Origin of the sequence: Microbacterium sp. zg-Y1090 (assembly GCF_030246945.1) — a bacterium.
Taxonomy (GTDB): domain Bacteria; phylum Actinomycetota; class Actinomycetes; order Actinomycetales; family Microbacteriaceae; genus Microbacterium; species Microbacterium wangruii.
Window position 1 is genome coordinate 443,924 of record NZ_CP126742.1, and the last position, 22,642, is coordinate 466,565.

23 protein-coding genes are annotated in these 22,642 nt (G+C 71.5%); 16 read left to right on the forward strand and 7 right to left on the reverse strand.

The genetic code is table 11. The features are described from left to right. Positions 1-206 precede the first annotated feature (206 nt). The gene (locus tag QNO26_RS01955) at positions 207-968 is read left to right on the forward strand and encodes an SDR family NAD(P)-dependent oxidoreductase (protein WP_257526305.1); all 762 of its coding nucleotides are present in this window, start codon (positions 207-209) and stop codon (positions 966-968) included. A gap of 40 nt (positions 969-1,008) precedes the next feature. On the opposite strand, the gene QNO26_RS01960 is transcribed toward QNO26_RS01955, so the two are convergent. Both QNO26_RS01960 and QNO26_RS01965 read right to left on the reverse strand, forming a co-directional pair. Continuing rightward, the gene (locus tag QNO26_RS01960; protein ID WP_257526304.1) at positions 1,009-2,214 is read right to left on the reverse strand and encodes an NAD(P)/FAD-dependent oxidoreductase; all 1,206 of its coding nucleotides are present in this window, start codon (positions 2,212-2,214) and stop codon (positions 1,009-1,011) included. A 61-nt stretch (positions 2,215-2,275) separates the two neighbouring features. Further along, positions 2,276-2,866: a TetR/AcrR family transcriptional regulator gene (locus QNO26_RS01965; protein ID WP_257526303.1), complete on the reverse strand. Its 591-nt coding sequence runs from the start codon at positions 2,864-2,866 to the stop codon at positions 2,276-2,278. Between the two features lie 125 nt (positions 2,867-2,991). Here QNO26_RS01965 and QNO26_RS01970 point away from each other — a divergent pair, with 125 nt between their 5' ends. Beyond that, positions 2,992-3,726, forward strand: coding sequence for an SDR family NAD(P)-dependent oxidoreductase (locus tag QNO26_RS01970; RefSeq protein ID WP_257526302.1), 735 nt, complete (start codon positions 2,992-2,994; stop codon positions 3,724-3,726). Between the two features lie 3 nt (positions 3,727-3,729). Here the strand turns inward: QNO26_RS01970 and QNO26_RS01975 are convergent, their stop codons facing one another. Further along, on the reverse strand, positions 3,730-4,512 hold the full coding sequence (locus tag QNO26_RS01975) for an EI24 domain-containing protein (RefSeq protein ID WP_257526301.1): 783 nt from the start codon (positions 4,510-4,512) through the stop codon (positions 3,730-3,732). Between the two features lie 145 nt (positions 4,513-4,657). On the opposite strand from QNO26_RS01975, the gene QNO26_RS01980 reads away from it, so the two are divergent. Beyond that, positions 4,658-5,743 (forward strand): YihY/virulence factor BrkB family protein, encoded by a 1,086-nt coding sequence (locus tag QNO26_RS01980; protein ID WP_374679342.1) that lies wholly within the window; start codon positions 4,658-4,660, stop codon positions 5,741-5,743. Positions 5,744-6,128: 385 nt separating this feature from the next. Continuing rightward, positions 6,129-6,521, forward strand: coding sequence for a DUF7882 family protein (locus tag QNO26_RS01985; protein ID WP_257526299.1), 393 nt, complete (start codon positions 6,129-6,131; stop codon positions 6,519-6,521). Positions 6,522-6,526: 5 nt separating this feature from the next. Here the strand turns inward: QNO26_RS01985 and QNO26_RS01990 are convergent, their stop codons facing one another. After that, positions 6,527-6,880, reverse strand: coding sequence for a hypothetical protein (locus tag QNO26_RS01990; protein WP_257526298.1), 354 nt, complete (start codon positions 6,878-6,880; stop codon positions 6,527-6,529). 113 nt (positions 6,881-6,993) lie between these two features. Between QNO26_RS01990 and QNO26_RS01995 the strand changes: the two genes are divergently transcribed. Together QNO26_RS01995 and QNO26_RS02000 are read left to right on the forward strand one after the other, a co-directional pair. Continuing rightward, the gene (locus QNO26_RS01995) at positions 6,994-7,326 is read left to right on the forward strand and encodes a DUF7882 family protein (RefSeq protein WP_257526297.1); all 333 of its coding nucleotides are present in this window, start codon (positions 6,994-6,996) and stop codon (positions 7,324-7,326) included. Then, the gene (locus tag QNO26_RS02000; RefSeq protein ID WP_257526296.1) at positions 7,313-7,537 is read left to right on the forward strand and encodes a hypothetical protein; all 225 of its coding nucleotides are present in this window, start codon (positions 7,313-7,315) and stop codon (positions 7,535-7,537) included. Before QNO26_RS01995 ends, QNO26_RS02000 begins: the two co-directional genes overlap by 14 nt. Before the next feature lie 19 nt (positions 7,538-7,556). Here the strand turns inward: QNO26_RS02000 and QNO26_RS02005 are convergent, their stop codons facing one another. Then, the gene (locus QNO26_RS02005; RefSeq protein ID WP_257526295.1) at positions 7,557-9,086 is read right to left on the reverse strand and encodes a beta-N-acetylhexosaminidase; all 1,530 of its coding nucleotides are present in this window, start codon (positions 9,084-9,086) and stop codon (positions 7,557-7,559) included. Between the two features lie 229 nt (positions 9,087-9,315). Between QNO26_RS02005 and QNO26_RS02010 the strand changes: the two genes are divergently transcribed. From QNO26_RS02010 to QNO26_RS02020, 3 genes are all read left to right on the forward strand, one after another. Continuing rightward, positions 9,316-10,635, forward strand: coding sequence for an ABC transporter substrate-binding protein (locus QNO26_RS02010; protein ID WP_257526294.1), 1,320 nt, complete (start codon positions 9,316-9,318; stop codon positions 10,633-10,635). Between the two features lie 86 nt (positions 10,636-10,721). Continuing rightward, a complete protein-coding gene (locus QNO26_RS02015; RefSeq protein WP_257526293.1) occupies positions 10,722-11,705 on the forward strand; it encodes a carbohydrate ABC transporter permease in 984 nt (327 codons plus the stop codon). Next, a complete protein-coding gene (locus QNO26_RS02020) occupies positions 11,702-12,604 on the forward strand; it encodes a carbohydrate ABC transporter permease (protein WP_257526292.1) in 903 nt (300 codons plus the stop codon). The genes QNO26_RS02015 and QNO26_RS02020 overlap by 4 nt, the downstream gene beginning before the upstream one ends. A gap of 67 nt (positions 12,605-12,671) precedes the next feature. Here QNO26_RS02020 and QNO26_RS02025 read toward each other — a convergent pair whose 3' ends face one another. Next, positions 12,672-14,444, reverse strand: a complete 1,773-nt coding sequence (locus tag QNO26_RS02025; RefSeq protein WP_257526291.1) for a glycoside hydrolase family 35 protein — start codon at positions 14,442-14,444, stop codon at positions 12,672-12,674. A gap of 132 nt (positions 14,445-14,576) precedes the next feature. Here QNO26_RS02025 and QNO26_RS02030 point away from each other — a divergent pair, with 132 nt between their 5' ends. The 6 genes from QNO26_RS02030 (at position 14,577) to QNO26_RS02055 (ending at position 20,193) form a co-directional block, all read left to right on the forward strand. Continuing rightward, entirely contained in the window at positions 14,577-15,605 is a 1,029-nt protein-coding gene (locus tag QNO26_RS02030) for a LacI family DNA-binding transcriptional regulator (RefSeq protein WP_257526290.1), read from the forward strand. Between the two features lie 125 nt (positions 15,606-15,730). Further along, positions 15,731-16,618: an SIS domain-containing protein gene (locus tag QNO26_RS02035; protein ID WP_257526289.1), complete on the forward strand. Its 888-nt coding sequence runs from the start codon at positions 15,731-15,733 to the stop codon at positions 16,616-16,618. Next, positions 16,615-17,559 carry an ROK family protein gene (locus tag QNO26_RS02040; RefSeq protein WP_257526288.1) on the forward strand — a complete coding sequence of 315 codons (945 nt, stop codon included), beginning with the start codon at positions 16,615-16,617 and terminating at the stop codon, positions 17,557-17,559. The genes QNO26_RS02035 and QNO26_RS02040 overlap by 4 nt, the downstream gene beginning before the upstream one ends. Further along, positions 17,556-18,515, forward strand: a complete 960-nt coding sequence (locus tag QNO26_RS02045; RefSeq protein WP_257526287.1) for a 1-phosphofructokinase family hexose kinase — start codon at positions 17,556-17,558, stop codon at positions 18,513-18,515. The genes QNO26_RS02040 and QNO26_RS02045 overlap by 4 nt, the downstream gene beginning before the upstream one ends. Continuing rightward, positions 18,512-19,360: a class II fructose-bisphosphate aldolase gene (locus QNO26_RS02050; protein ID WP_257526286.1), complete on the forward strand. Its 849-nt coding sequence runs from the start codon at positions 18,512-18,514 to the stop codon at positions 19,358-19,360. The genes QNO26_RS02045 and QNO26_RS02050 overlap by 4 nt, the downstream gene beginning before the upstream one ends. Continuing rightward, on the forward strand, positions 19,357-20,193 hold the full coding sequence (locus QNO26_RS02055; RefSeq protein WP_257526285.1) for a DeoR/GlpR family DNA-binding transcription regulator: 837 nt from the start codon (positions 19,357-19,359) through the stop codon (positions 20,191-20,193). Before QNO26_RS02050 ends, QNO26_RS02055 begins: the two co-directional genes overlap by 4 nt. On the opposite strand, the gene QNO26_RS02060 is transcribed toward QNO26_RS02055, so the two are convergent. Then, on the reverse strand, positions 20,174-20,914 hold the full coding sequence (locus QNO26_RS02060; RefSeq protein ID WP_308208978.1) for an IclR family transcriptional regulator: 741 nt from the start codon (positions 20,912-20,914) through the stop codon (positions 20,174-20,176). The two genes, QNO26_RS02055 and QNO26_RS02060, sit on opposite strands and share 20 nt — an antisense overlap. A 142-nt stretch (positions 20,915-21,056) precedes the next feature. On the opposite strand from QNO26_RS02060, the gene hutH reads away from it, so the two are divergent. Then, positions 21,057-22,616, forward strand: a complete 1,560-nt coding sequence (hutH, locus tag QNO26_RS02065; RefSeq protein WP_257526284.1) for a histidine ammonia-lyase — start codon at positions 21,057-21,059, stop codon at positions 22,614-22,616. The last annotated feature ends 26 nt before the right edge of the window (positions 22,617-22,642 follow it).

The following is a 22,642-nucleotide window of genomic DNA, read 5'->3' on the forward strand; positions in this document are numbered from 1 at the left end:
GTGCCGCGAGTTCCGTCCCGGAGAGTGAGCATCGCGCACGCGAGCATCCCCAGTCAGGCCTCGTGCACCACCCTGCTAGGGTGGGGTCCCCTGAGGGGGCCGAGGTTCGATTCCTCCGTCTCCGCCATTTCTTCTCGCCTCTCGCCCTTCTCGGCAGCGAGGCCCGGGCCCGGCGCTCGTCAGAGCACCGTCGGAGGTGAGGTGTCATGAACACGATCCTCGTCACGGGAGCCTCCGGGGGCATCGGTGCCGCCGTGGCGCGACGGTTCGCCGCCGCGGGCTCCCGCGTCGCCGTGCATTACGCCACCGACCGGGCCGGCGCGGAGGAGACCCTTCGCTCCCTCGACGGCACCGGGCACGCGATCGTGACCGGCGACCTGGGAGCTGCAGAGGGGGGACTGCGCACCGTCGAGTCGGCGCTCGAGGCGGTCGGACCGCTTGACGTGCTCGTCTGCAACGCGGCCGTCGCTCCGGTCGCCTCCCGCCGGCATGTGATCGGCGAGACCTCCTATGAGGACTGGAACGCCGTCTTCCAGCAGATGGTGAGCGTCAACCTGGTGGGTGCCGCGAATCTCGCGTGGGCGTTCGCCGACCACCTCATCGGTCGCGGTGCACCCGGCGCCATCGTCAACGTCGGGTCGCGCGGCGCGTTCCGCGGCGAACCCGACTTCCCCGCATACGCGGCCAGCAAAGCCGGCCTCCACGCCCTCGGTCAGTCGCTCGCGGTGGCTCTGGCCCCCCACGGCATCTCCGTCACCTCCGTCGCGCCCGGGTTCGTCGCGACGCCGCGCCAGCTGTCGAAGCTCGACGGCGCCGAGGGCGACGCGCTGAGAGCCCAGAGCCCATTCGGCCGGGTCGGCACGCCGGAGGAGATCGCCGCGGCGGTCTTCTGGCTCGCCTCGCCCGAGGCGGCCTGGTCGTCGGGGACGATCCTCGACGCCAACGGCGCGTCCTATCTCCGGCCGTAGCAGCGCCGGTCGCGCCCCGCGCGTGCCCGGTCTCCTCCCGTCACGCGCGTCCCTTGAGGATCATGTGCCAATAGACCCACGGCAGCACGTAGCGGTCCATGATCCAGGTCAGCCGATTCTCGCGCATCGACCCCTTCCACCACGGCAGCGTCGGCTCCGGGCGCCCGAGCCGGTCGAACTCGGCGAAGACCACGGTGTGCCGCGAGACGGTGAACGGGCACACCGAGTACCCGTCGTAACGCGCCGCGGGTGCCTCGCCGTCGAGGGCGGCGAGCAGGTTCTGCACCAGCACCTTGCTTTGCGTGCGGATCGCGCCTCCTGAACGCGGCGTCTGCGTCTCGGCGACGTCCCCGAGCGACCACACCGACGGCACCCGGCGGTGGCGCAGCGTCTCCGGGTCGATCTCGACGTAGCCCCGCGCATCGGTGAGCCCGGAGGAGGCGAGCCACTCGGCCGGCGCCTGCGGCGGCTCGGCGTGCAGCAGATCGTAGGCCAGCGCCTCCTCGCCGCCCTCGCGGCCGAGGGTGATGGTGCGGGCGTCGGCATCCACCGCCCGCAGTTCGGTGGCGCGGCGCACCTCGATGCCGTACTCGGCGACCTTGCGCCGCAGCTCGGCATCGACCTCGGCCACGTGGAAGAGCGCCGGCTCCGGAGTGACGAAGACGACGCGGATGCCGGGGAGCACGCCGCGCGCCCGCCACCAGTCGCACGCGAGGTACATCGGCTTCTGCGCGGCTGCGGCGCAGGATGCCGGGCTGGGCGACTGCACGAAGACCACCGTGCCTCCCGTGACATCGCGCAATGCCGGCGACGCCTTGCGGGCCAGGTCGAGATCGTAGTTCGACACCCCTGCCTCGGTCGACATCGCCTCGGCGAGGCCGGGCACGGCGTCCCAGCGCATGCGGATGCCGGGGCAGATGACGAGGTCGTCGTACGGCATCTGCGCGCCCGATGTCACGGTCACGATGCGCCGGTCGGGATCGATCCCGGTGGCGGCATCCTGCACCCAGGTCACGCCCGGCGGGGTGACCTTCTGCTGCGGCCGCACGGCGTCGGCCACCCGCGCCCGACCGCCGGCGATGTGTGACTGCAGTGGGGCGAACACGTGGGTCGTTCGCGGTTCGATCACGGTGACATCGCGCACCCCCGCCCGGCGCAGGCGTCCGGCGACGCTCAGGCCGGCGTTGCCGCCGCCGATCACCACCACCCGATGTGCTGCTCTGGTTCTGCGCGCTGCGGTCGTCATCGCCCCAGTAGCCCTCACCCGGCGCGGCCGGGCAAGGTCTTGTCCTGTCGCAGATGATCGCCTAGGCGGTCGCTGGGGCGTCCCCCGTCGCGGGGCCGGTCAGCAGGCGCTGCAGGCTGGCGCCGTAGAGCGCCAGGACACGGTCGGCTTCGACCGTCTGCAAGAACCGGTCGTCGTAGACCTCGAGGGCGCACAGGATTCCGACGAGCTGGGCGGCGAACAGGTGCGCCCTCACCTCGGCATCCGGCAGTGTGATGCGCGCCTTCAGCGGATCGACGAAGATGTCGGCCACGATTCCGGCCAGGTGTGCACGCACGTCCGTCCGCCCCGATGCGCGCACCGTCGCCGCGAAGATCCGCTGGCCCGGTCGACCGCGCTCCTGCATGACCACGCGCACCACCTCGTGGCCGAGCCGATCCAGCGGTCCGTTCAGAAGGTGGGTCAGCGACTCCGCGGCATCCACCGAGGTGAGGAACAGGCGCTCCTTCGACTCGAAGTGCCGGATGACGATGGCCGGATTCACGGCGGCGTCGGCGGCGATGTCACGGATGCCCGTGCTGTCGAAGCCGCGCTCGGTGAACAGCTCCCGCGCCGACCGGAGGATCGCCTGCTTGACGTCGTGTGAGCGGTCGGCGCCGGGGGTGGGGGTCATGTCTGCGCTCTCCTCGGGTTCGGTGCCGCCGGATTCCTGCTTGTAAACGCCGTTTACTCTCGATAGGTTTCGGACAACAGTCGATCGGGGCCGCTGGCCCCAACCATGTCAGGAGAATCATGTCATTGGATGGAAGAGTCGCCGTCGTCACGGGTGGCGGCCGCGGTATCGGCCGCGCGATAGCGACGGTGCTGGCCGGCAAGGGTGCCGCCGTAGCCGTGTGGGACCTCGATGCAGAGGGTGCAGAAGCGACGGCCGACAGCATCCGAGCGGCAGGCGGAACCGCGATCGCGTGCGCCGGCGATGCCGCGGACGCCGAGGCTGTCGCAGCGGCGGCGGCGCGGACCAGGGAAGAACTCGGTCCGGTCGGCATCCTCGTCAACAATGCGGGCATCAGCGCTTTCGAGCCGTTCCTCGCGATCACCGAGGACTCCTGGGAGCGCGTCATGCGCATCAACCTCAAGGGACCGTTCCTCTGCACGCAGTCGCTGCTGCCCGACATGCTCACCGCAGGCTGGGGGCGCATCGTCAACATCTCGTCGTCGTCGGCGCAGACCGGTGCTCCGGCGATGGGGCACTATGCGGCGTCGAAGGGCGGCGTCATCGGCTTCACGAAGGCGCTCGCGGTCGAGTTCGCCTCCCAGGGGATCACGGTCAACAACGTCCCGCCCGGGTTCGTGGACACCCCGATGCTGCGGGAGTCGCCGGTCGACGTCGACCAGCACGCGCGCGAGACGATGATGGGTCGCGCGGGGACTCCCGACGACATCGCGTACGCAGTCGCCTACCTGGCCTCGGACGAGGCGGGATACGTCACTGGCCAGACCCTCAGCGTCAACGGCGGCCGCTACCTGGTCTGACGCTCAGTCCGCCCCCGGCTCCGCGCCGCCGGGGGCGGATACCCCCACCGGCTGAGCGGGCCGCTCCCCGAGCAGCGAGTGCGCGAGCATGGTCGAGCCCACGACCGCGGCCGGCATGACCGCGACCGCACCGAGCGGGACGAGGAAGCACAGCTGCGTCGCCACGCCGAACCCGAGCGATCGGCCGCGACTGCGCCGCAGCAGCCGCCGCCTCTCCGCTGCGCCGATCCCGCGCGCGGCGAGCGCACGTGCGGTGAGTTCTTCGGCCAGCAGCCATCCGGTCAGCAACACGCCGACGACGGCGCCGAGTGCGCCGCCGACGAGCGGCACGAGCCCCAGCAGCGCCGCAAGCGCCGCGATGACGGCACCGCGGGCGAGAAGCGCCAGCGCGTCGCGCACCGACCGCCAGAACCCGTAGTCCGCCTCGGCCCGTCCGTGGCCGGTCTCCGTCTCGGCGGCCTTCCAGATGCGGTCGTAGAACGGCTCGCCGACCACGAGCGTGAGCGCAGTGAACGACACCGCGGCGACGACGAGCGCTGCTCCGAGCACGGCCGTGCCGACGGCGAGGCGCACCACCGTCGCCCACATCACCGGCCACGCGTCGGCGAAGGGGGTGAGGGAGTCGGCGATGTCGGGGAGGAAGGTGCCGAGCGTCACCAGCCCCGCAAGCAGCAGACCGGCCACGATCGCGGCCGGCAGCAGGCCCAGGGCCATGAGGCCGGGGCGCCGCGACCAGAACGCGAAGCCCCGCACCAGCAGCCGCATACCCCGGAAGAACTCGCGCATGGGATCCGAGCCTAGATCCTGGCGCGCCTCCGGCGACGCAGAGCACATGCCGGCGGCCTTGGCAACCGCCTGCGCGGCGGCGCCGCTTCTTCGGATACTGGCTTGTCGATGACCCACCCCGGGGCGATCCGCACGGCAGAGGACGATGACGATGAGTCAGCAGCAGAACACCAGCACCAACCCGCCGCACCCCGAGCAGCCCGGCAAGCCGGACGCGCCCACCCAGATCAGCAAGAGGTCGTGGAAGTACGTCCTCGGCAAGACCGTGCGGGAGTTCACCGCCGACGGCTGCGTGGATGCCGCGGCGGGCCTGACCTACTACGCCGTGCTGGCGATCTTCCCGGCGCTCATCGCGATCTTCTCGCTGCTCGGCGTCGTCGGTCAGAGCGGCGCCGCCGCCGACGCGGTGCTGGGAATCGTCGAAGACGTCGCCCCCGGCGACACCGCTGACGCGCTGAGCGGTCCGATCGAGCAACTCTCGCAGGCTCCTGGCGCCGGCCTCGCACTGATCACCGGCATTCTGCTGGCGCTGTGGTCGGCGTCCGGCTACGTCGGCGCCTTCAGCCGCGCCATGAACCGCATCTATGAGATCGAGGAAGGGCGGCCCTTCTGGAAGCTGCGGCCGATGCAGCTGATCGTCACGATCATCGCCGTGGTGTCGCTGGCCGTCGTCGCGGTCGGCCTGGTCGTGTCGGGCGATGTCGCCGACGCGGTGGGCGGCGCACTCGGGGTGGGCGAGGGCGTGCGGCTGGCCTGGGAGATCGCCAAATGGCCGGTGCTGCTGCTGATCGTCGTCTTCCTCGTGGCGGTGCTCTACTACGCCACCCCGAACGCCAAACAGCCGAAGTTCCGCTGGATCAGCGTCGGCGCCCTGCTGGCGATCGTCGTGCTGGCGCTGGGAACGCTCGGGTTCGGCCTGTACGTGGCGAACTTCTCCAACTACGACCGCACCTACGGGTCGCTGGCCGGCGTCATCGTCTTCCTGCTGTGGCTCTGGATCGCCAACCTCGCCCTGCTGTTCGGCGCGGAGTTCGACGCCGAACTCGAGCGTGGCCGCCAGCTGCAGGGAGGGATGGCGGCGGAGCAGGACATCCAGCTGCCCGCCCGCGACACACGCAAGAGCGACAAGCGTGCGAAGAAGGAGCGCGAGGACATCATCGAGGGGCGCCGCATCCGGGTGGAGGCCGCCGCGCACAGCGACGCGTCAGAGGGCGACACGGACACGCGCTGACGCTGGATCTTCCAGTCCGTAGAGGATCTTGTCGTGCAGCTCTTCGGCGAGCTTCATCTCCGCCCGCCCGAACCAGATCGGCAGCGGGATGCTACGCGCAGGCGGCGGGCATGCTCGAGGAAGGACATGGGCCACACATACGGCCGGGCGGGCGCGCCGCCTCCGAGGCTGCATCCGCCTCCGCGACCTGAACTGCACATGAGCAACTCCTCACGTGGCAGGGAGGTTTCACGGCTCTTGCACAGTCTGCGGCGTCGTAGTGTGAGAGACCAGGTCCCGCAGACGACGCTCAGTCATCGTCCCCGCAGCAACCCGAATCGCTCGTAGCAGTCCTTCTCTTTGAACACTCTCCGCGACCTGGTCCCGCTAGGCAAAGGAGAGCGCCATGGGCACGTTGTATTACGGATCCGCCACCTCACCCATTCACATCCAGGATGAGATGCTGGCCCACCTCAAGGTCGTGATGGCCACCAAGCTGCGTCGCGGCGAGAGCTTCACCGTCACGTGGCGCCACGACGAGAACAGCCCCGCCGGGCGCACGACGCTGTGGATCGAGCCGAGCATCCCGCTGCGGTTCACTTTCGACTCGGCCGACCCGGCCGTGCTCGATCCCGCGCTGCTGCGGGAGTTGGCCGACGAGGTCAGCCGCGGCGGAAGTCTCACCCTCCCGCCCCTGTGGACACCGTCCGCCGACGCCGCCCGCACCGGAAGGCACCTCGCTGGCCCTCGGCGCTCGCGGGTGCCCGTCGCCGTCGATCTGGCGGCCGAGACCGCCTGACGGGGTCAGAACCCGTCGGCATAGGGCGCACCGTCCGGGTCCTGCGGATCGGGCGCGCCCGAGGTCTGCGGGGCGGGGCTGCGTTCGTCGCGCACCCGTGCCGCCAGCATGTTCAGCCGCTCGACCAGCTCGGCATCGACGATCTCGTCGTGAGGGGAGCCCTCCGAATCGGAGATCAGCTGACTCGCCGGTCCGATCAGCACCTCAGAGCGCCCCCGGGTGCCGTCGTCTCGGAGGGTCGGGATCGACACGGTCGCCGACGACTCCGCCTCCGCCAGCGCCTGGGCGTAGCCGAGCAGAGCGTGCGCGATGTCGGTGCCGGTGACGATCGAGTTGCCGGCGTAGTGCAGTCGGTCCATCAGGCCTGTCTATCCGCGCCGTCCGCGGGCGGATAGGGGCTTCCGCCCGCGGGGCAGGTGGGCGAGGATGAAGCGTCGGCCGTGTCGGCGGGGGGAAGTGGAGAGGTGCCACGATGGGCAAGTTCATCTTCGAAGGCCAGCTGAAAGCGGACTTCGAGGACCGGCTGCTCTCACACCTGCAGCTGGTCATCGGGAACAAGCTCCGCCGCGGCGAGTCCTTCCACTTCACCTGGCGCGACGACGCGAGCGTCGGCGACGGACGCACCTCCATCTGGGTGCACCCTCGCAGCGTGATCGTCTACAAGTACTACGGCAGCCGTCGCGCCGCGCTGAATCCGGCGTGGCTGGGAGCGCTCGCCTACACAGCCAACTCCCCACAGGGGCTGTACGTGGTGCCCGAACCCGCCCCCGACACCGCGACTGCGAGCTTCGATGAAGCGGATTGACATCGCCTACGGCGCCAACTCCTACTCGGTCGGCGGTCGCGACCTCGATGAGCTGCGCGCGCAGATCATGGCGAGCGTCGAGGGGGCCGCGCCGCCGTTCTGGCTCGAGGTCAACCACGGCGAAGGCCAGCCCCGGCCGACGTCGCTCCTGATCAGCCCCGCCACCCAGCTCGCGCTGACACCCATTCCGGGAGATGACGAGCTGCTCTGACGCCCCGGCCGCGGACGTGTCAGCGGTCGTCGCCCGCGGCGCCCGCCCAGGGCACCTCGGGGACGCGCGCGTAGCGGATGCCGGCGGCATCCCATGCCGGCCCGAGGGCGGCGACACGAGCGACGAAGTCCTCCGCGTCGCGCTCGCCGGCCGGCGACCAGCCGATCTCGGCCAGCGCCGCGACGCGGGGGAAGACCAGGTACTCGACGTCGGCCATCGTGTGGGTGGTCTCCGCCCAGAGGGGTCCCTCGACGCCCAGGATGTCGGCCTCGGAGATGCCGTCGACGATCGCCGTCGGCTCCCAGCCGTATGCCTGTGCCAGTGAGGTCGCGCCGTCGGCCCAGTCGAGCCCCAGCGGGCGGCCGCCGGGGGTGGCGGGCGGCTCGGGGTAGGCCATGTCGAGGTAGGCCGCATCCGCGGGCGACATGATCACCTGTCCGCCCTGGGCGACGACGGCCCGCACGTTGTCGGCAGAGTCGCCGACCGGACTCACGTAGCTCCAGTACTGCGCGACCGTCCCCGCGGGCAGGTCTTCGGACGCGCCGATCTCATGCCACCCGATGACGCGCTTGCCGGTGGCCGCCGCCGTCGCGGTGATGCGCCGCACCAGGTCGCGATAGTCCTCGGCAGGTGTCGACCACGACTCATCCCCACCGATGTGCAGCCACGGTCCCGGAGTCAGCGCGGCGACCTCCCCCAGCACATCCCGCAGGAACCGGTCGGTGGCCTCGGCGCGCTCCGGAGCGGCGCTGAGGGACGAGAAGCCGACCTCGACGCCGTGGTAGGGCTCGCGGGCGACGCCGTCGGCGTTGAGCTCCGGGTAGGCGGAGAGGGCGGCGTTCGTGTGGCCGGGCAGGTCGATCTCGGGCACGACCGTGATGTATCGCTCCGCCGCGTAGGCGATGATGCGGCGGAGGTCGTCCTTCGTGTAGAAGCCGCCGGGAGCATCGTCGACCGCCCCGCGGGCGCCCACGCTCGTCAGACGCGGCCACGAGTCGATCTCGATGCGCCACCCCTGGTCGTCGGTGAGGTGGAGATGCAGGTGGTTGATCTTCAGGAGGGCGAGCGCGTCGATGAGGCCGAGCACCTCATCGACGGCGAAGAAGTGCCGCACGACGTCGAGCATCACGCCGCGGTAGGCGAACCGGGGGGAATCCTCGACATGCACCGCGTCGACCGCCACCGCACCGGAGAGGTCCGGCGGCAGCAGCTGCAGCAGGGTCTGTGAGCCGCGGAAGAGGCCGGCGGGAGTCGGAGCGGTCAGCTCCACCCCGGCCGAGGTCACGTCGAGGGTGTACGCCTCCTCCGGCGCCGAGGTCGCGGTCGCACTCGGCTCGGCGGGCTGCTGACGCAGCGCGATGCGGGTCGCCGGGCCGTCGACCTCCGTGGTCGTGACGCGCCGGCCGCGCGCGCGGAGAGACGCCGCCAGCAGCTCGGCGACCGCGGCGGCACCGGGTTCGGCCTCGATGCGCAGAGTCTCGGACAGGTGCAGCGGAGTCTCCCCGGCCGGTGCCTGCTGCACGCGGGGGAGCGGGACGATCGATGTCATGTTCTCTCCTCTGGGCACCGCTGCGCCGCGCCGCCGGAGGCCGGTGTTCGCGGTGAGCAAGTGATGTCGGTGGGACGTGCTTGCGACTTGAGCATACGCGGAGTCGCGGTATTGTGAACGCAAACATCCATCTCATCGACGAAGATGGCGAACGCACAGCTCGCAGAAGTCGCCGATGGGCAAAACGCCGCGCGACATCGTTGCGGCATCCTCGAAGGGGAGCGATCACATGACAACGAAGTTCCGCGCCGGACGTCCCGCCGCCGTCACAGCCCTGGCGGCTTTTTCCGCGGTCGCGTTGGCGGCATGCAGCACCGGGGGAACCGGTACCGAGCCGGCGGCATCCTCGGATGATGTCGTGGAACTCAGCTATGTCCACCGCCTTCCCGACGGCGAGGGCATGACGGCGGTCTCCGACATCGTCGACCGCTGGAACGCGGACAACCCCGGCATCCAGGTCACCGCCACCAAGTTCGACGGCGCGGCCAGCGACCTGATCCTGAAGCTCGAGACCGACGTCAAGGCCGGCAACGGCCCGTGCCTGGCGCAGGTGGGGTACTCCGAGGTGCCGCAGCTGTTCGTCAAGGGTCTGCTGCAGGATGTCGCCGAGCACGCCGGCGACTACAAGGGCGACTTCGGCGCCGGAGCCTACGCGATGATGACCGTGGGCGACGCCGTCGTCGGTCTGCCCCAGGACACCGGCCCGCTGGTCTACTACTACAACGCGGCCGAGTTCGAGAAGCTGGGCCTCACCGTCCCCGCCACGGTGGAGGAGCTGGCCGCCGGTGCGGCGATCGCCGCGGATGCCGGCAAGTACGTCGCCGCGTTCACCCCGGATGAGGCCCTCAACTGGCTGTCCGCGCAGTCCGCCGCCGCGGGCGACGCCTGGTTCGACACCTCCGGCGACGCGTGGAGCGTCCAGGCGGAAGGGCCCGGAAGCCAGAAGGTCGCTGCGTTCTGGCAGGGACTGATCGACGGTCAGGACGCACTGGTCACCGAGCGCTGGGGCGAGGGCTTCACGCAGGCGGTCAACTCCAGCTCCCTCATCGGCCACATCGGCGCCGCCTGGGAGGCGGGCTTCATGCTCGACTCGCTGGACGGCACTCCCGCCGAGGGTCAGTGGCGCGTGGCGCAGCTGCCCGACTTCGGCGCCGGTGAGCTCTCCGGCCCCGACGGCGGCTCGGGCGTGGCCGTGCTCGACGGTTGCGAGTACCCGGCCGAGGCCATGGCCTTCAACGGCTGGTTCAACACGCAGATCGACGACCTGGCCTCCCAGGGCCTCGTCGTGGCCGCCAACGGCACCCCGGAGACCAGTGAGAAGATGCTGCGCCAGTTCGGCGGACAGGACGTGCTGGCCGAGCTCGCCACCGCTTCCGCTCGCATGAACCCGGAGTTCGTCTACGCGCCGGGCTTCGCCTCGCTCACCACGATGAACGAGACCGCTTCCGGCGTCGGCGCGGGCAAGACCACGGTCGCCGACATCTTCACCACGGCTCAGAACGACGCCGTCGCCTCGCTGACGGATCTCGGTCTTCCCGTCGCGGACTGACGCGCTTCGCTGACTCCCGCTGAGCCGGCGGAGCGCAAGGGACCCGCCCCTGTGCTCCGCCGGCTCCTGCCCGTGAAAGACGAGAAATGACACTCACCACGCCCACCGTGGCCGCAGCCGCAGCGACGGCCCCCGCCACCCCGCCCTCGCGACAGCGCCGCGGCCGACGCGGCGGCAGCCGTCGCGAAGCGCTGACGGGGCTGCTGTTCCTCACCCCCTTCGCCCTGCTGTTCATCGTCGTCTTCGTCGTGCCGATCATCGTCTCGATCCGGGCATCGCTGTTCGCCGAGCTGCCCTCCGGCGAGGGCCTCTACGGCGGCGGCGGCCTCGTGGAGACCTTCGTCGGGTTCGACAACTTCGCCCTCGCGCTCGGCAATGCCACGTTCTGGGCGGGCATGGGCAGGGTGGTGCTGTACGGCCTCGTGCAGATCCCGGTCATGATCATCGCGGCGCTCGGACTCGCACTGCTGCTGGACTCGTTCATCGTGCGGCGCCCCGGCTTCTTCCGCCTGGCCTTCTTCCTCCCCTATGCGATCCCCGGGGTCATCGCCGCGATGATGTGGCTGTACCTGTACACCCCCGAGGTCTCGCCGTTCATGCAGTACCTCCCCGAGGGGACGAACTTCATGGCTCCGGGCACGATCCTCTTCTCGATGGGGAACATGACGACCTGGACCTACACCGGCTACAACATGCTGATCTTCCTCGCGGCGCTGCAGGCGGCGCCGCGCGAGCTCTACGAGGCGGCGCGCATCGACGGCGCCACCGGCTGGCAGATCGCGGTCAAGATCAAGGTGCCGCTCGTGCGGGGCGCCGCGCTGCTGGCCGTGCTGCTGTCGATCATCGGGACCATCCAGCTCTTCAACGAGCCGACCGTGATGGAGAGCCAGAACCCGTGGATGGGCAAGGGCTACACGCCCATGATGCTCACCTACAACTCGCTGCTGGGCGCGGTCTCGCCTTCGGGCACCGGCGTCGCCTCGGCTTACTCGCTGCTCATGGCCGTGATCGCCGGCATCCTCGCGATCATCTATGCGCTCGTGCAGCGCCGTAAGGGAGGAATCTCATGACCACGGCACTCCTGCGCACCGTGACGCGCCGTGCGCCCAAGGTCGACTACGACCTTCCCCCCAAGAACGCCCTGCCGTCGCTGCGCGGCAAGATCGGCGGCATCGCCGCACTGGTCGTCGCCGCGGTGTACTTCCTCGGCCCGGTCTACTGGCTGCTCATCGCCGCGACGAAGAACAACCGCGATCTCACGTCGACCTTCGGGTTCTGGTTCGCCGAGTGGAACCTGGGCGCCAACTACGACAGCCTCATGTCCTGGACCCAGGGCATGTTCTGGCGGTGGGTGGGCAACTCCATCTTCTACTCGGTCACCGCTGGTGTCGTCGGCACACTGTTCGCTGTGATGGCGGGATACGCCATCGCGAAGTTCTCCTTCCCCGGCAAGAAGATCGTCGTCGGCGTGATCATGGCCGGCCTCCTGATGCCGGTGGCACTGCTGACGGTGCCGCTCTATCTGGAGTTCCACGCGCTCGGCCTGGTCGACACGGCGTGGGCGATCATCATCCCGTCGGCCGTCTCGCCGTTCGGCGTGTTCCTGGGCATGGTCTACGCCAGCTCGGTGCCGACCGAGCTTCTCGAAGCCGCGCGCATCGACGGCGCCGGCGAGGTGCGGATCTTCTTCACGATCGTGATGCGCCTGCTCGCCCCGGCGATGGTGACGATCTTCCTGTTCGTGTTCGTCGCCACCTGGAACAACTTCCTGCTGCCGCTGCTGATGGTCTCGTCGCAGGAACTGAAGCCGGTCACCCTCGGGCTGTTCGGGATGATGAGCTACTTCTCGCCCAACAAGGGCGCGGTGATGCTCGGCGCGCTCCTCGGCGTGCTGCCCCTGATCGTGCTGTTCTTCACGCTGCAGCGCTACCTGCGCTCGGGCCTCGCCGCGGGGGCCGTCAAGGGCTGAGTCCACCGCGCGAACGAGAAGGCCCCCAGCGCCGTGGCGCCGGGGGCCTTCTCGTCGCCGCGGCGACTCAGGAGCCGATGAATTCCTCGCGCTCGCCCAGCGACGGGCGGTCGCGGATGTCGAGGGTTCGGGGCAGCTGCTCCAGGTCCAGCACGCGCACCTCGTTGCTCCCCTCGCGCCACAGCGGCGCGGGAGCGTAGAGCGTCTCCTGAGGACCGACGCTCCAGTAGCGCCCGAGCAGGAAGCCGTTGAGCCAGATCAGTCCCTTGCTGCCGCCGGGCACCGCCAGCCAGGCGTCGGCCTGCTCGGTGACCTCGACGGTGGCGACGGCGAAGCCGTCGGCGGTCGCTTCGCCGCCTGCGCCGCGGAGCGACCCATCGAGCGGGACCACGCGGTGGGTCCATCCGTGCACGTAGCGACGGCCGAGCAGCACGCCGCCGAGGATGCCCTTGTGCTCGCCGATGCGAGGACCGTAGTTGATGCGACCGAGGCTCTCCACGACGAGCGTGAGCCGGTGCTTCCCCGTCACGCCATCGAGCGCGACAGTGGTGGCGCCGTCGCGCTCGAGGGTGGCGATGCGCCGGCCGTCGAGCAGGACGGCGGCGCGGTCGTGCAGTCCCATGATCGACAGCGTGGCGTCGGATCCGATGTCCACCTGCGTCTCGTAGGCGACGATGCCGTCGGCGACTCCCAGCTCCTCGAAGCTGGCGGGGTTGGAGCGGACGCTGCCGGCGGGGAGCGCCTGCAGTGCGGCGTCGAGCGTGCCCTCGGGGGTGAAGGGGACCGCGTGGGGCGGCAGGAAGACAGGCTCGGGGGGAAGCGAGGGAAGAGGGCCGTCGTGGAACGGGGCGAACGCCTCCCGCAGCGCGGCGAACTTGTCGCCGAGGCGTCCGTCCTCGGCGATGGGGGCGTCGGAGTCGTAGCTGGTGACCGTGGGTTGCAGCACGCCGTCGAAGTTCGCGCCCGCCCACAGCCCGAAGTTGGTGCCGCCGTGTGCCATGTACAGGCTCACCGAACCGCCGGCGGCGAGGAGAGCGTCGACGGTGCCGATCATGCTCTGCGCGCTGCGGACGTGGTGCCGCTCGCCCCAGTGGTCGAACCACCCGCCCCACATCTCGCTGCACAGCAGCGGTGTGGCCTCCGGCAGCAGCTCGCAGGCCGTCTCGACACCGGTGCCGAAGGTGAAGCTCGGCATGGCGCCCTCCACCGATCCGTGGCGCTGCATGTCAGGCGTGATGCCGTCGGCGGTGGTGAGCAGCTCCACGATGCCGTGGGCGCGCAGCAGCTCGCGCTGGTGCTCGAGGTATGCCCGGTCGGAGCCGAACGAGCCGTACTCGTTCTCGACCTGCACGGCCACGATCGGCCCGCCGTGCACGGTCTGCAGCGGCGCGAGACGGGGCAGGAGCTGCGCGTACCACTCCTCGACGGCGCGGAGATAGGCGGGGTCGCTGCTGCGCACGTGGCGGATGCGCCCCGTGAGCCAGGCGGGGAGCCCGCCGTTGGACCACTCGGCGCAGATGTACGGGCTCGGCCGCACGTAGACGTCGAGACCCACCTCCGCCGCGATGCGCAGATAGCGCTCTATGTCGCGCCACCCGTCGAAGCGCGCGTCGCCCTCGGTCTGCTCGTGGAAGTTCCACGGGATGTAGGTGTCCACCGTGTTGGCGCCCATGGCGGCCAGCCGGCGCAGGCGGTCCTCCCACTGGTCGGGGTGCACACGGAAGTAGTGCACGGCCCCGGCGAGCATGCGGTGCGGCCGTCCATGACGCAGCAGCGTGCTGTCGGCGTATGTGAGCGCCGCTACTGACGGTCGCACGGTGGCGGCCGAGCTCGGATCCATCCTCAGTCGTCCTCTCGGATTACGGGACCGATCGGTCCGCACGCGGTGATGTTTGCGTTCACATCACCTAACATCCTGCCCTATTCGGCCCGATGATGGCTCGTGCGCCGCACGCCTCACTACGATGAGGGGATGCCGCGCCGCTCCTCCGGGGACAAAGCCCCCAGCCAGGTCGACGTCGCGCGCGTGGCGGGAGTGTCCACCCAGACCGTGTCTCGGGTGATCGCAGGTCACGTCAATGTGCGCCCCGAGACCGCGCAGCGGGTGATGGCTGCCGTCGAGGCGACCGGATACCGGCTTCACGCCGCCGCCGCTTCGCTGGCGTCCGGGCGCACCCGCATGCTCGGGGTCATCACCATCTCGACGGGCCGCTACTCCACGGGCGCGATCCTCCTCGGCGTGGAGGCGGTCGCCGCGGAAGAGGGCTACGCCGTGACCACGGCGAGCGTGCCCCATCATTCCGGCCCCGCCGCCTTCGTCGAAGCGTTCGACCGGCTGGAGCGACAGGGCGCGGAGGGGATCGTCATGCTCGCGCCGGTGGGATTCCTCGCCGACGCGCTGGGCGCGCGCACCGCGCGCACCCCCACGGTGGGGCACCGTCAGGACGACGGCCACGGCGTGGATGAGCTCATCGATCAGCGTGCGATCGCCCGAGTGGCGACGGAGCATCTGCTGGACCTCGGCCACGAGAACGTCTGGCACGTCTCCGGCGACGAGTTCTGGCAGGAGTCGCTGGCGCGGCGGGAGGAGTGGGAGAGCGTGCTGCGCGAGCGCGGCATCGCCCCGCCGCCGGTGATCCCCGGGGACTGGTCCCCCGAATCGGGATACCGGGCCGGGCGCACCATCGCGGCGATCCCCGGCGTCACCGCGGTCTTCGTCTCGAGCGATGAAATGGCTTTCGGTGTGACCCGCGCCCTGCACGAGGCCGGTCGCGCGGTCCCCGGTGATGTGTCCGTCGTGAGCGTCGACGACATCGCGCTGTCCGCCTACGCCGCACCGGCGCTGACGACGGTGCGCCAGCCGTTCGAGCAGGTGGGCCGCACGGTCGCCGCCCGGGTGATCGCGATGGTCGAGGGTGGCGAGCCGCCCGCCGTCGAGCCCATCGTGCCGGAACTCATCGTGCGCGCCTCGACCGCAGCCCCCGCCGTCGTCTCCGTGTGATCGGGGCCACCGGAAGGCAGCGATTCGTGCTGCCTGCGAATGAGCAGTAACCTGATCGGAACGCACGTCTTGCAATCAGAAACGATCAAACAGGGATCAATGTGAGCGGCGGGAGAGGCACGGCGATGACCATCACGTCCACGCACATGGAGGCCGAGCTTCGCTCGCAGCCGCAGACCTGGGCCCAGGCGGCCGAGATCGCACGGGAGACGACCGCCCTGCCGCCGGTGGGTGCGCGCGTCGCCGTGGTCGGCTGCGGCACGTCGTGGTTCATCGCCCAGGCCTACGCCACCCTGCGCGAGCGCAGCGGCGCGGGCGTCACCGACGCCTTCGCGGCATCCGAGATGCCCGATCGCGACTACGACGCCGTCGTCGCGCTCACCCGTTCGGGAACCACGACGGAGGTGCTGCAGCTCGCGCGGCGCCTGCGCGGGCGCACCCCGCTCATCGGCGTGGTCGGCGACCCCACCTCCCCGCTCATGGACCTCGTGGACTCCGTGGTCACGCTGCCCTTCGCCGACGAGAAGTCGGTCGTGCAGACACGCTTCGCCACGACGGCGCTGGCCCTGTTCCGGGCATCGCTCGGAGAGGACCTCTCCGGCGCGATCGCCGACGCCGAGCGCGCGATCGACGAGGACCTCGACCCCGAGCTGGTCGACGCCGAGCAGTACACCTTCATCGGCAGCGGCTGGTCGATCGGTCTCACGCACGAGGCTGCGCTCAAGATGCGCGAGGCCTCCCAGTCGTGGACCGAGTCCTACCCCGCCATGGACTACCGTCACGGCCCGATCGCCATCGCGGCGCCCGGGCGCGTCACCTGGGCGTTCGGCGACATGCCCGACGGCCTCGCCGACGACGTGCGCCGCACCGGCGCACGCTTCGAGGACGCGGGCCTCGATCCCATGGCCGAGCTCGTGCGCGCGCAGCGCGTGGCCCTCGCGCGGGCGGTGGCGCGCGGCCTGAACCCCGATGAGCCGCGCAACCTCACGCGGTCGGTCATCCTCGACGCATGAGTGCGCCGGTGATCGGCGACGGTCCGGTCGTCCTGTCGTTCGACGTCGGGGGGACGGCCACCAAGTCCGCTCTGGTCGACGCGTCGGGCCGCATCGTCGACCTGCGCCGCACCCCCACGCCCCGCTCGGCCGGCGACCCGGCGGGGGCCATCGCCGGGCACCTCGCCGGCCTCGCGGCGTCGTATCGTGCCGCCCACCGCGGGCTGGTGCCCGTGGCCGCCGGGGTGAGCGTCCCCGGGCTCGTGGACGAGGACGCCGGAGTGGCGGTGTTCTCCGGCAACCTCGGCTGGCGCGACGCCCCGATCCGGGAGCTCGCCGCACAGGCGCTCGGGATGCCGGTCGCCTTCGGTCACGACGTGCGCGCCGCCGGGCTGGCGGAGCACCGATGGGGCGCCGCGGCCGGCCATCGCGATGCGGTGGTGGTCGTCATCGGCACCGGGATCGCCTCGGCGATCCTCATCGACGGGACGCCTCTGGTCGGCGGCGGCTTCGCCGGCGAGATCGGTCACGTCGTCGCGGACCCCGAGGGCGACCCGTGCCCCTGCGGCGGGGTCGGGTGCCTCGAGACGGTCGCCTCCGCCGGGGCGATCGCGCGGCGGTACGCCCGCGCCGCCGGGGCGCCGGTCGACGGTGCTCGGGAGGTGCTGCACGCGCTGCGGGCCGGTGACCCGCGGGCGCAGAAGGTGTGGGACGAGGCGGTGGAGGCCCTCGCGCGGGAGATCGTGCGGCAGATCACCGTGCTCGCGCCCGGCGTCGTGGTGATCGGCGGCGGGCTCGCCGAGGCGGGAGACGACCTGTTCCTGCCGCTGCGCGGGCGCGTCGCCGCACTGCTGACCTTCCAGCGGCGGTGCGAGATCGTGCGGGCCGGACTCGGAGAGGATGCCGGTCTCATCGGCACCGCGCTGCGCGCGCGCCTGCTGGCCGGGGAACGCGGCGCATGATCCTGACTGTCACGCCCAACCCCGCCCTCGACGGCACCTGGCACGTCGACGGTCTCGCCGCGGGGGAGTCCCACCGCGTCGCCACCGGCGCGCAGCGGGCCGGCGGCAAGGGCGTCAACGTCGCACGGGTCCTCGCCGCCGCGGGCGACGAGGTGCTCGCGCTCATGACCGCCGGCGGTGCGAGCGGCCACGCCCTGGGCGACGACCTCCGCGCGGCAGGCATCGCGCATCGTCTGGTCCCGGTGGCTGCGCCCACGCGGCGCAGCATCGCCGTGGTCGACGACACCACGGGTGAGGCGACGCTGCTGAACGAGCGCGGTGCGGCGCTGTCGCCCGAGGAGGCCGCGGCCTTCCGGGACGAGGCGTGCAGCCTGGCGACGCGCGCGGCGGCGGTGGTCGTGTCGGGAAGTCTGCCGCCAGGGCTGGCTGCGGGCGATGTGGCCGCGATCGTGGCGGCGCCGGTCGCCTCGGGCATCGTCACCATCGCCGACGTGACCGGCGCGGCGCTGTGGGCAGCGGCCGAGGCCGGCGCGCACGTGCTCAAGCCCAACGCCGCCGAACTGCGTGAGACCACCGGCACCGACGACGTCATGGCCGGCGCGCAGGCGCTGCTGCAGTGCGGCGCGGGCCTGGTGGTGGTCTCCCTCGGCGCCGAGGGGATGCTGCTCGTGCGCCGCACCCACCCGAGCCGAGGACTGCGTGCGCGGCTCCCGCGCGTGCTGCAGGGAAACCCGACAGGGGCGGGGGATGCCGCCGTCGCCGCCCTCGCGCACCTGCTGGCGGCGCGGGGGACTGCCGAGGACCTGGGCGACGAGGAGCTGGCGCAGCTCGCGCGCACCGCCGTCGGCTGGTCGGCCTCGGCGGTGCTCATGCCGCTCGCCGGCGATCTCTCCTCCGAACGCGACGCCCTCACCGCCGCCGTGATCTTCGACACCGATTCCAGGAACCAGACATGACTCTCACTTCCACCGCCGTCATCCTCGACGAGGCCCGCCGGGCGGGTACCGCCGCCGGAGCCTTCAACGTGATCCATCTGGAGACCGCCGAGGCGCTGGTGCGCGCCGCAGAGGAGACCGGTCTCCCGGTGATCCTGCAGCTCTCCGAGAACTGCCTGCGCTACCACGGCGCCCTCGAGCCGCTCGCGCGCGCCACTCTCGAGATGGCGGCCGCCTCCCGCGCCGCCATCGCGGTGCACCTCGACCACGCCGAAGACCCCGAGCTGGCGCTGCGCGCGATCGAGCTCGGGTTCACGTCGGTGATGTACGACGGGGCGAAGCTGGACTTCGCGGAGAACGTCGCGACCACCCGCAGGGTCGTCGCCGCCGGAGACGCCGCGGGCGTGCTCGTCGAGGCGGAGCTCGGCGAGATCGGCGGCAAGGACGGTGCGCACGCACCGGGCGTGCGCACCGATCCCGACGAGGCGGCGACATTCGTGGCCGAGACGGGCGTCGGCGCGCTGGCGGTGGCGGTCGGCTCCTCACACGCGATGGCCGAGCGCACGGCGGTGCTCGACCTCGAGCTCATCGCGCGCCTGCGGGACGCCGTCCCGGTCCCGCTCGTGCTGCACGGATCGTCGGGCGTGCCCGACGACACGATCGTCGCCGGCATCGACGCCGGGCTGACGAAGATCAACGTCTCCACCCACCTGAACGCGTTCTTCACCCGCGCGGTGCGTGCGCACCTGGACGACCACCCCACCGTCGTAGACTCGCGCCGATACATCGACGCGGGGAGGTCCGCCGTGGTGACCGAGACCATGCGGCTGATGCAGCTGTTCGCTTCGCCGCGGAGCAACGGGTGAACCGAGCCGAAAGACTGAGCGCGGTGCTCGACCTGCTCGCCGAGTCGGGCAGGCTGCAGGTCGAGGAGATCGTTGAGCGCCTGGGCGTCTCGCCCGCCACCGCACGCCGGGACCTCGACGCCCTCGCCGAGCAGCAGCTGCTCGGGCGCACCCGTGGGGGCGCGGTGTCGCACTCGGTCGCCTACGACCTGCCGTTGCGCTACAAGAACCAGCAGCGACGCGAAGCCAAGCATGCGATCGCACGGACGGCCAGCGCGCTCGTCCCGCGCGGAGCGATCGTGGGGCTGTCGGGAGGGACCACGGCCACGGCGATCGCCGATGAGCTGATGACCCGGGGCGACGTCATGGAGCACGCCGAGGACCCCGGCCTGACCGTCGTCACCAATGCCGTCAACATCGCGGTGCAGCTCGCGATGCGGCCCCAGATCAAGACGGTGGTGGTGGGCGGCGTGCTGCACCCGCGCTCGTACGAGCTGGTCGGCCCGCACGCCGAGGAGACGCTCGGGCGGGTCAACCTCGACATCGCGTTCATCGGCGCGAACGCCCTGCACCCCGATCACGGAGCGACGACGCACGACGAGCGGGAGGCCGCCGTCAACGCGGCCATGGCGCGGCGGGCCGAGCGACCGGTGCTGGTCGTGGACTCCGCGAAGCTCGACAAGCGCGTCTTCGCCGTCATCGGCCCGGAGCGGCTGTTCCACACGGTCATCACCGATTCCGGCATCACCGACGAGCAGCGCACGCGCCTGGAGGACCGCGGCTACGACGTGATCGTGGCGGAGGACCCCGGCATCCCGTCCGCGCCGGACGGCGTCACGGCCGCGCCGCGCTGAGCGGGCGTCCGCGGATGCGACGGGCGAGGTCGGCGGCCGCGGCCGAGACCTGAGCCACGATCGCCGCCACGGCCTGGTCGGACCGGCCGGAGTCGAACGTCACCGCGATGCTCGCCGCCGGCCACCCGGTGTGGTCGCGCACGGCCACGGCGACCGACGCCAGGCCGGGGGTGATCTCGCCGTCCTCGGTCGCGTGCCCCTGTGCGCGGACCTCCGCGAGCAGGCGGCTGAGGGCGGAGTACCTCGAGATGCGGTCGTCGGTGCGCTGGGCGAACGCGTTGCGGTCGGGGAAGAGGGCACGCACCTGTCCCTTGGGCAGCGTCGCCAGCAGCGCCCGCCCGCTGGCCGTGAGGTGACTGGGCAGGCGCACGCCGACGTCGGTGACGAGGGAGGGCCGCCGCGGCGCCCGCTCCTCGATGAGGTAGATGACATCGCGTCCGTGCAGCACCGCGAGGTGGCCGCTCTCCCCGACGCGGTCGACGAGCGTGGCGAGGACCGGACCGCCCAGGCGGGTGAGCGGCTGCTGCCGGGCGAACCCCGAACTGATCTCGAACGCCGCCAGGCCGATGCCGTAGCGCCGTTCCTCGGGGAAGTGCAGCGCGAACCCGTGTTCCTCGAGCACCCCGAGCAGCCGGTACACCGTCGAACGGGGCAGCGAGAGGGATGCCGCGATGCTCGCCGCGGTCACCGGTCCACGCTGCGCCGCGAGATGCTGCAGCACCGCGAGGGTCTGTCGGGCGGCGGGAGCCGTGGGCGTGGTGGCGGCGATGATCGTGTCCTTCCCGGCACCACTGTCTCACGGGTGAGACGGATTCTGCGATTGCGCATCCCGGGGGAGCCGAGCGATGCCGTGGGATGTGAACATGAAGCCCGTCGCCTCGCGCCCCGCCCCCGTCGTCGTCGGGACCGGCCCCGTCACCGTCGACGAGGTGGTCGCCGTCGCGCGTCACGGCGCCCCGATCGTCGTCTCCGACGAGGCCATCGCCGCCGTCCGCGCCGGACGCGAGACGATCGACCGGCTCGTGGCCGACCCGCAGCCGCACTACGGCATCTCGACCGGTTTCGGCGCCCTCGCCACCACGTTCATCCCCACCGCCGACCGCACCCGCCTGCAGCAGAGCCTGGTGCGCTCGCACGCCGCGGGATCCGGCGCGGAGGTGGAGCGCGAGACCGTCCGGGCGCTCATGCTGCTGCGGCTGTCGACCCTGCTCACCGGCCGCACGGGCGTGCGGCCGATCACGGCCGAGACCTATGCCGCCGTGCTGGACGCGGGGATCACCCCCGTGGTGCACGAGTACGGATCGCTGGGGTGCTCGGGAGACCTCGCCCCGCTCGCGCACTGCGCGCTCGCCGTCATGGGCGAGGGGACGGTGCGCGACGCGTCCGGCCGGCTGCAGCCGGCCGCCGAGGCGCTCGCCGCCGCCGGCATCACCCCCGTCGTGCTCGCCGAGAAGGAGGGGCTGGCGCTCATCAACGGCACCGACGGGATGCTCGGCATGCTCGCCCTCGCCATCGACGACCTCCGCCTGCTGCTGAGCACCGCCGACATCACCGCGGCGATGAGCGTGGAGGCGCTGCTCGGCACCGACGCGGCGTTCGCCGACGATCTCCAGGCGCTGCGGCCCCAGGACGGGCAGCGCCTCGCCGCAGCGAACATGCGCCGCATGCTCGCCGACTCGCCGATCGTGGCCAGTCATCGTGGCCCGGAGTGCACCCGCGTGCAGGACGCGTACTCGCTGCGCTGCGCCCCGCAGGTGCACGGTGCGGCGCGCGACACCCTCGACCACGCCGCACAGGTGGCCGAACGTGAGCTGGCCGCCGCCGTGGACAACCCGGTGGTCACCGCCGACGGGCGCGTGGAGTCCAACGGGAACTTCCACGGCGCGCCGGTCGGCTACGTGCTGGACTTCCTCGCCATCGCGGTCGCCGACGTCGCCAGCATGTCGGAGCGCCGCACCGACCGGATGCTGGATCCGGCCCGCAGCCATGGACTCCCCGCCTTCCTCGCGCACGACGCGGGCGTCGACTCCGGGCTCATGATCGCCCAGTACACCGCTGCGGGAATCGTCTCCGAGCTGAAGCGCCTCGCCGTGCCGGCGTCCGTGGACTCGATCCCCTCATCGGCCATGCAGGAGGATCACGTGTCGATGGGGTGGGCGGCGGCGCGCAAGCTGCGCACCGCCGTCGACGGGCTCACGCGGGTGCTCGCGATCGAGGCCATGACCGCTGCGCGCGCCCTCGACCTGCGTGCCCCGCTGACGCCCGCCCCGGCCACCGGCGCCGTGGTCGCGCACCTGCGCACCGGCATCCCCGGTCCCGGTCCCGACCGTCATCTGTCTCCCGAGATCGAGCAGGCCGTCGCCGCGGTGCGCTCGGGCTCGCTGCGCGACGCCGCCCTGGCCCGCACCCTCGAACTCCACTGACGCTCCACCCGCCCCCGGAAGGAACC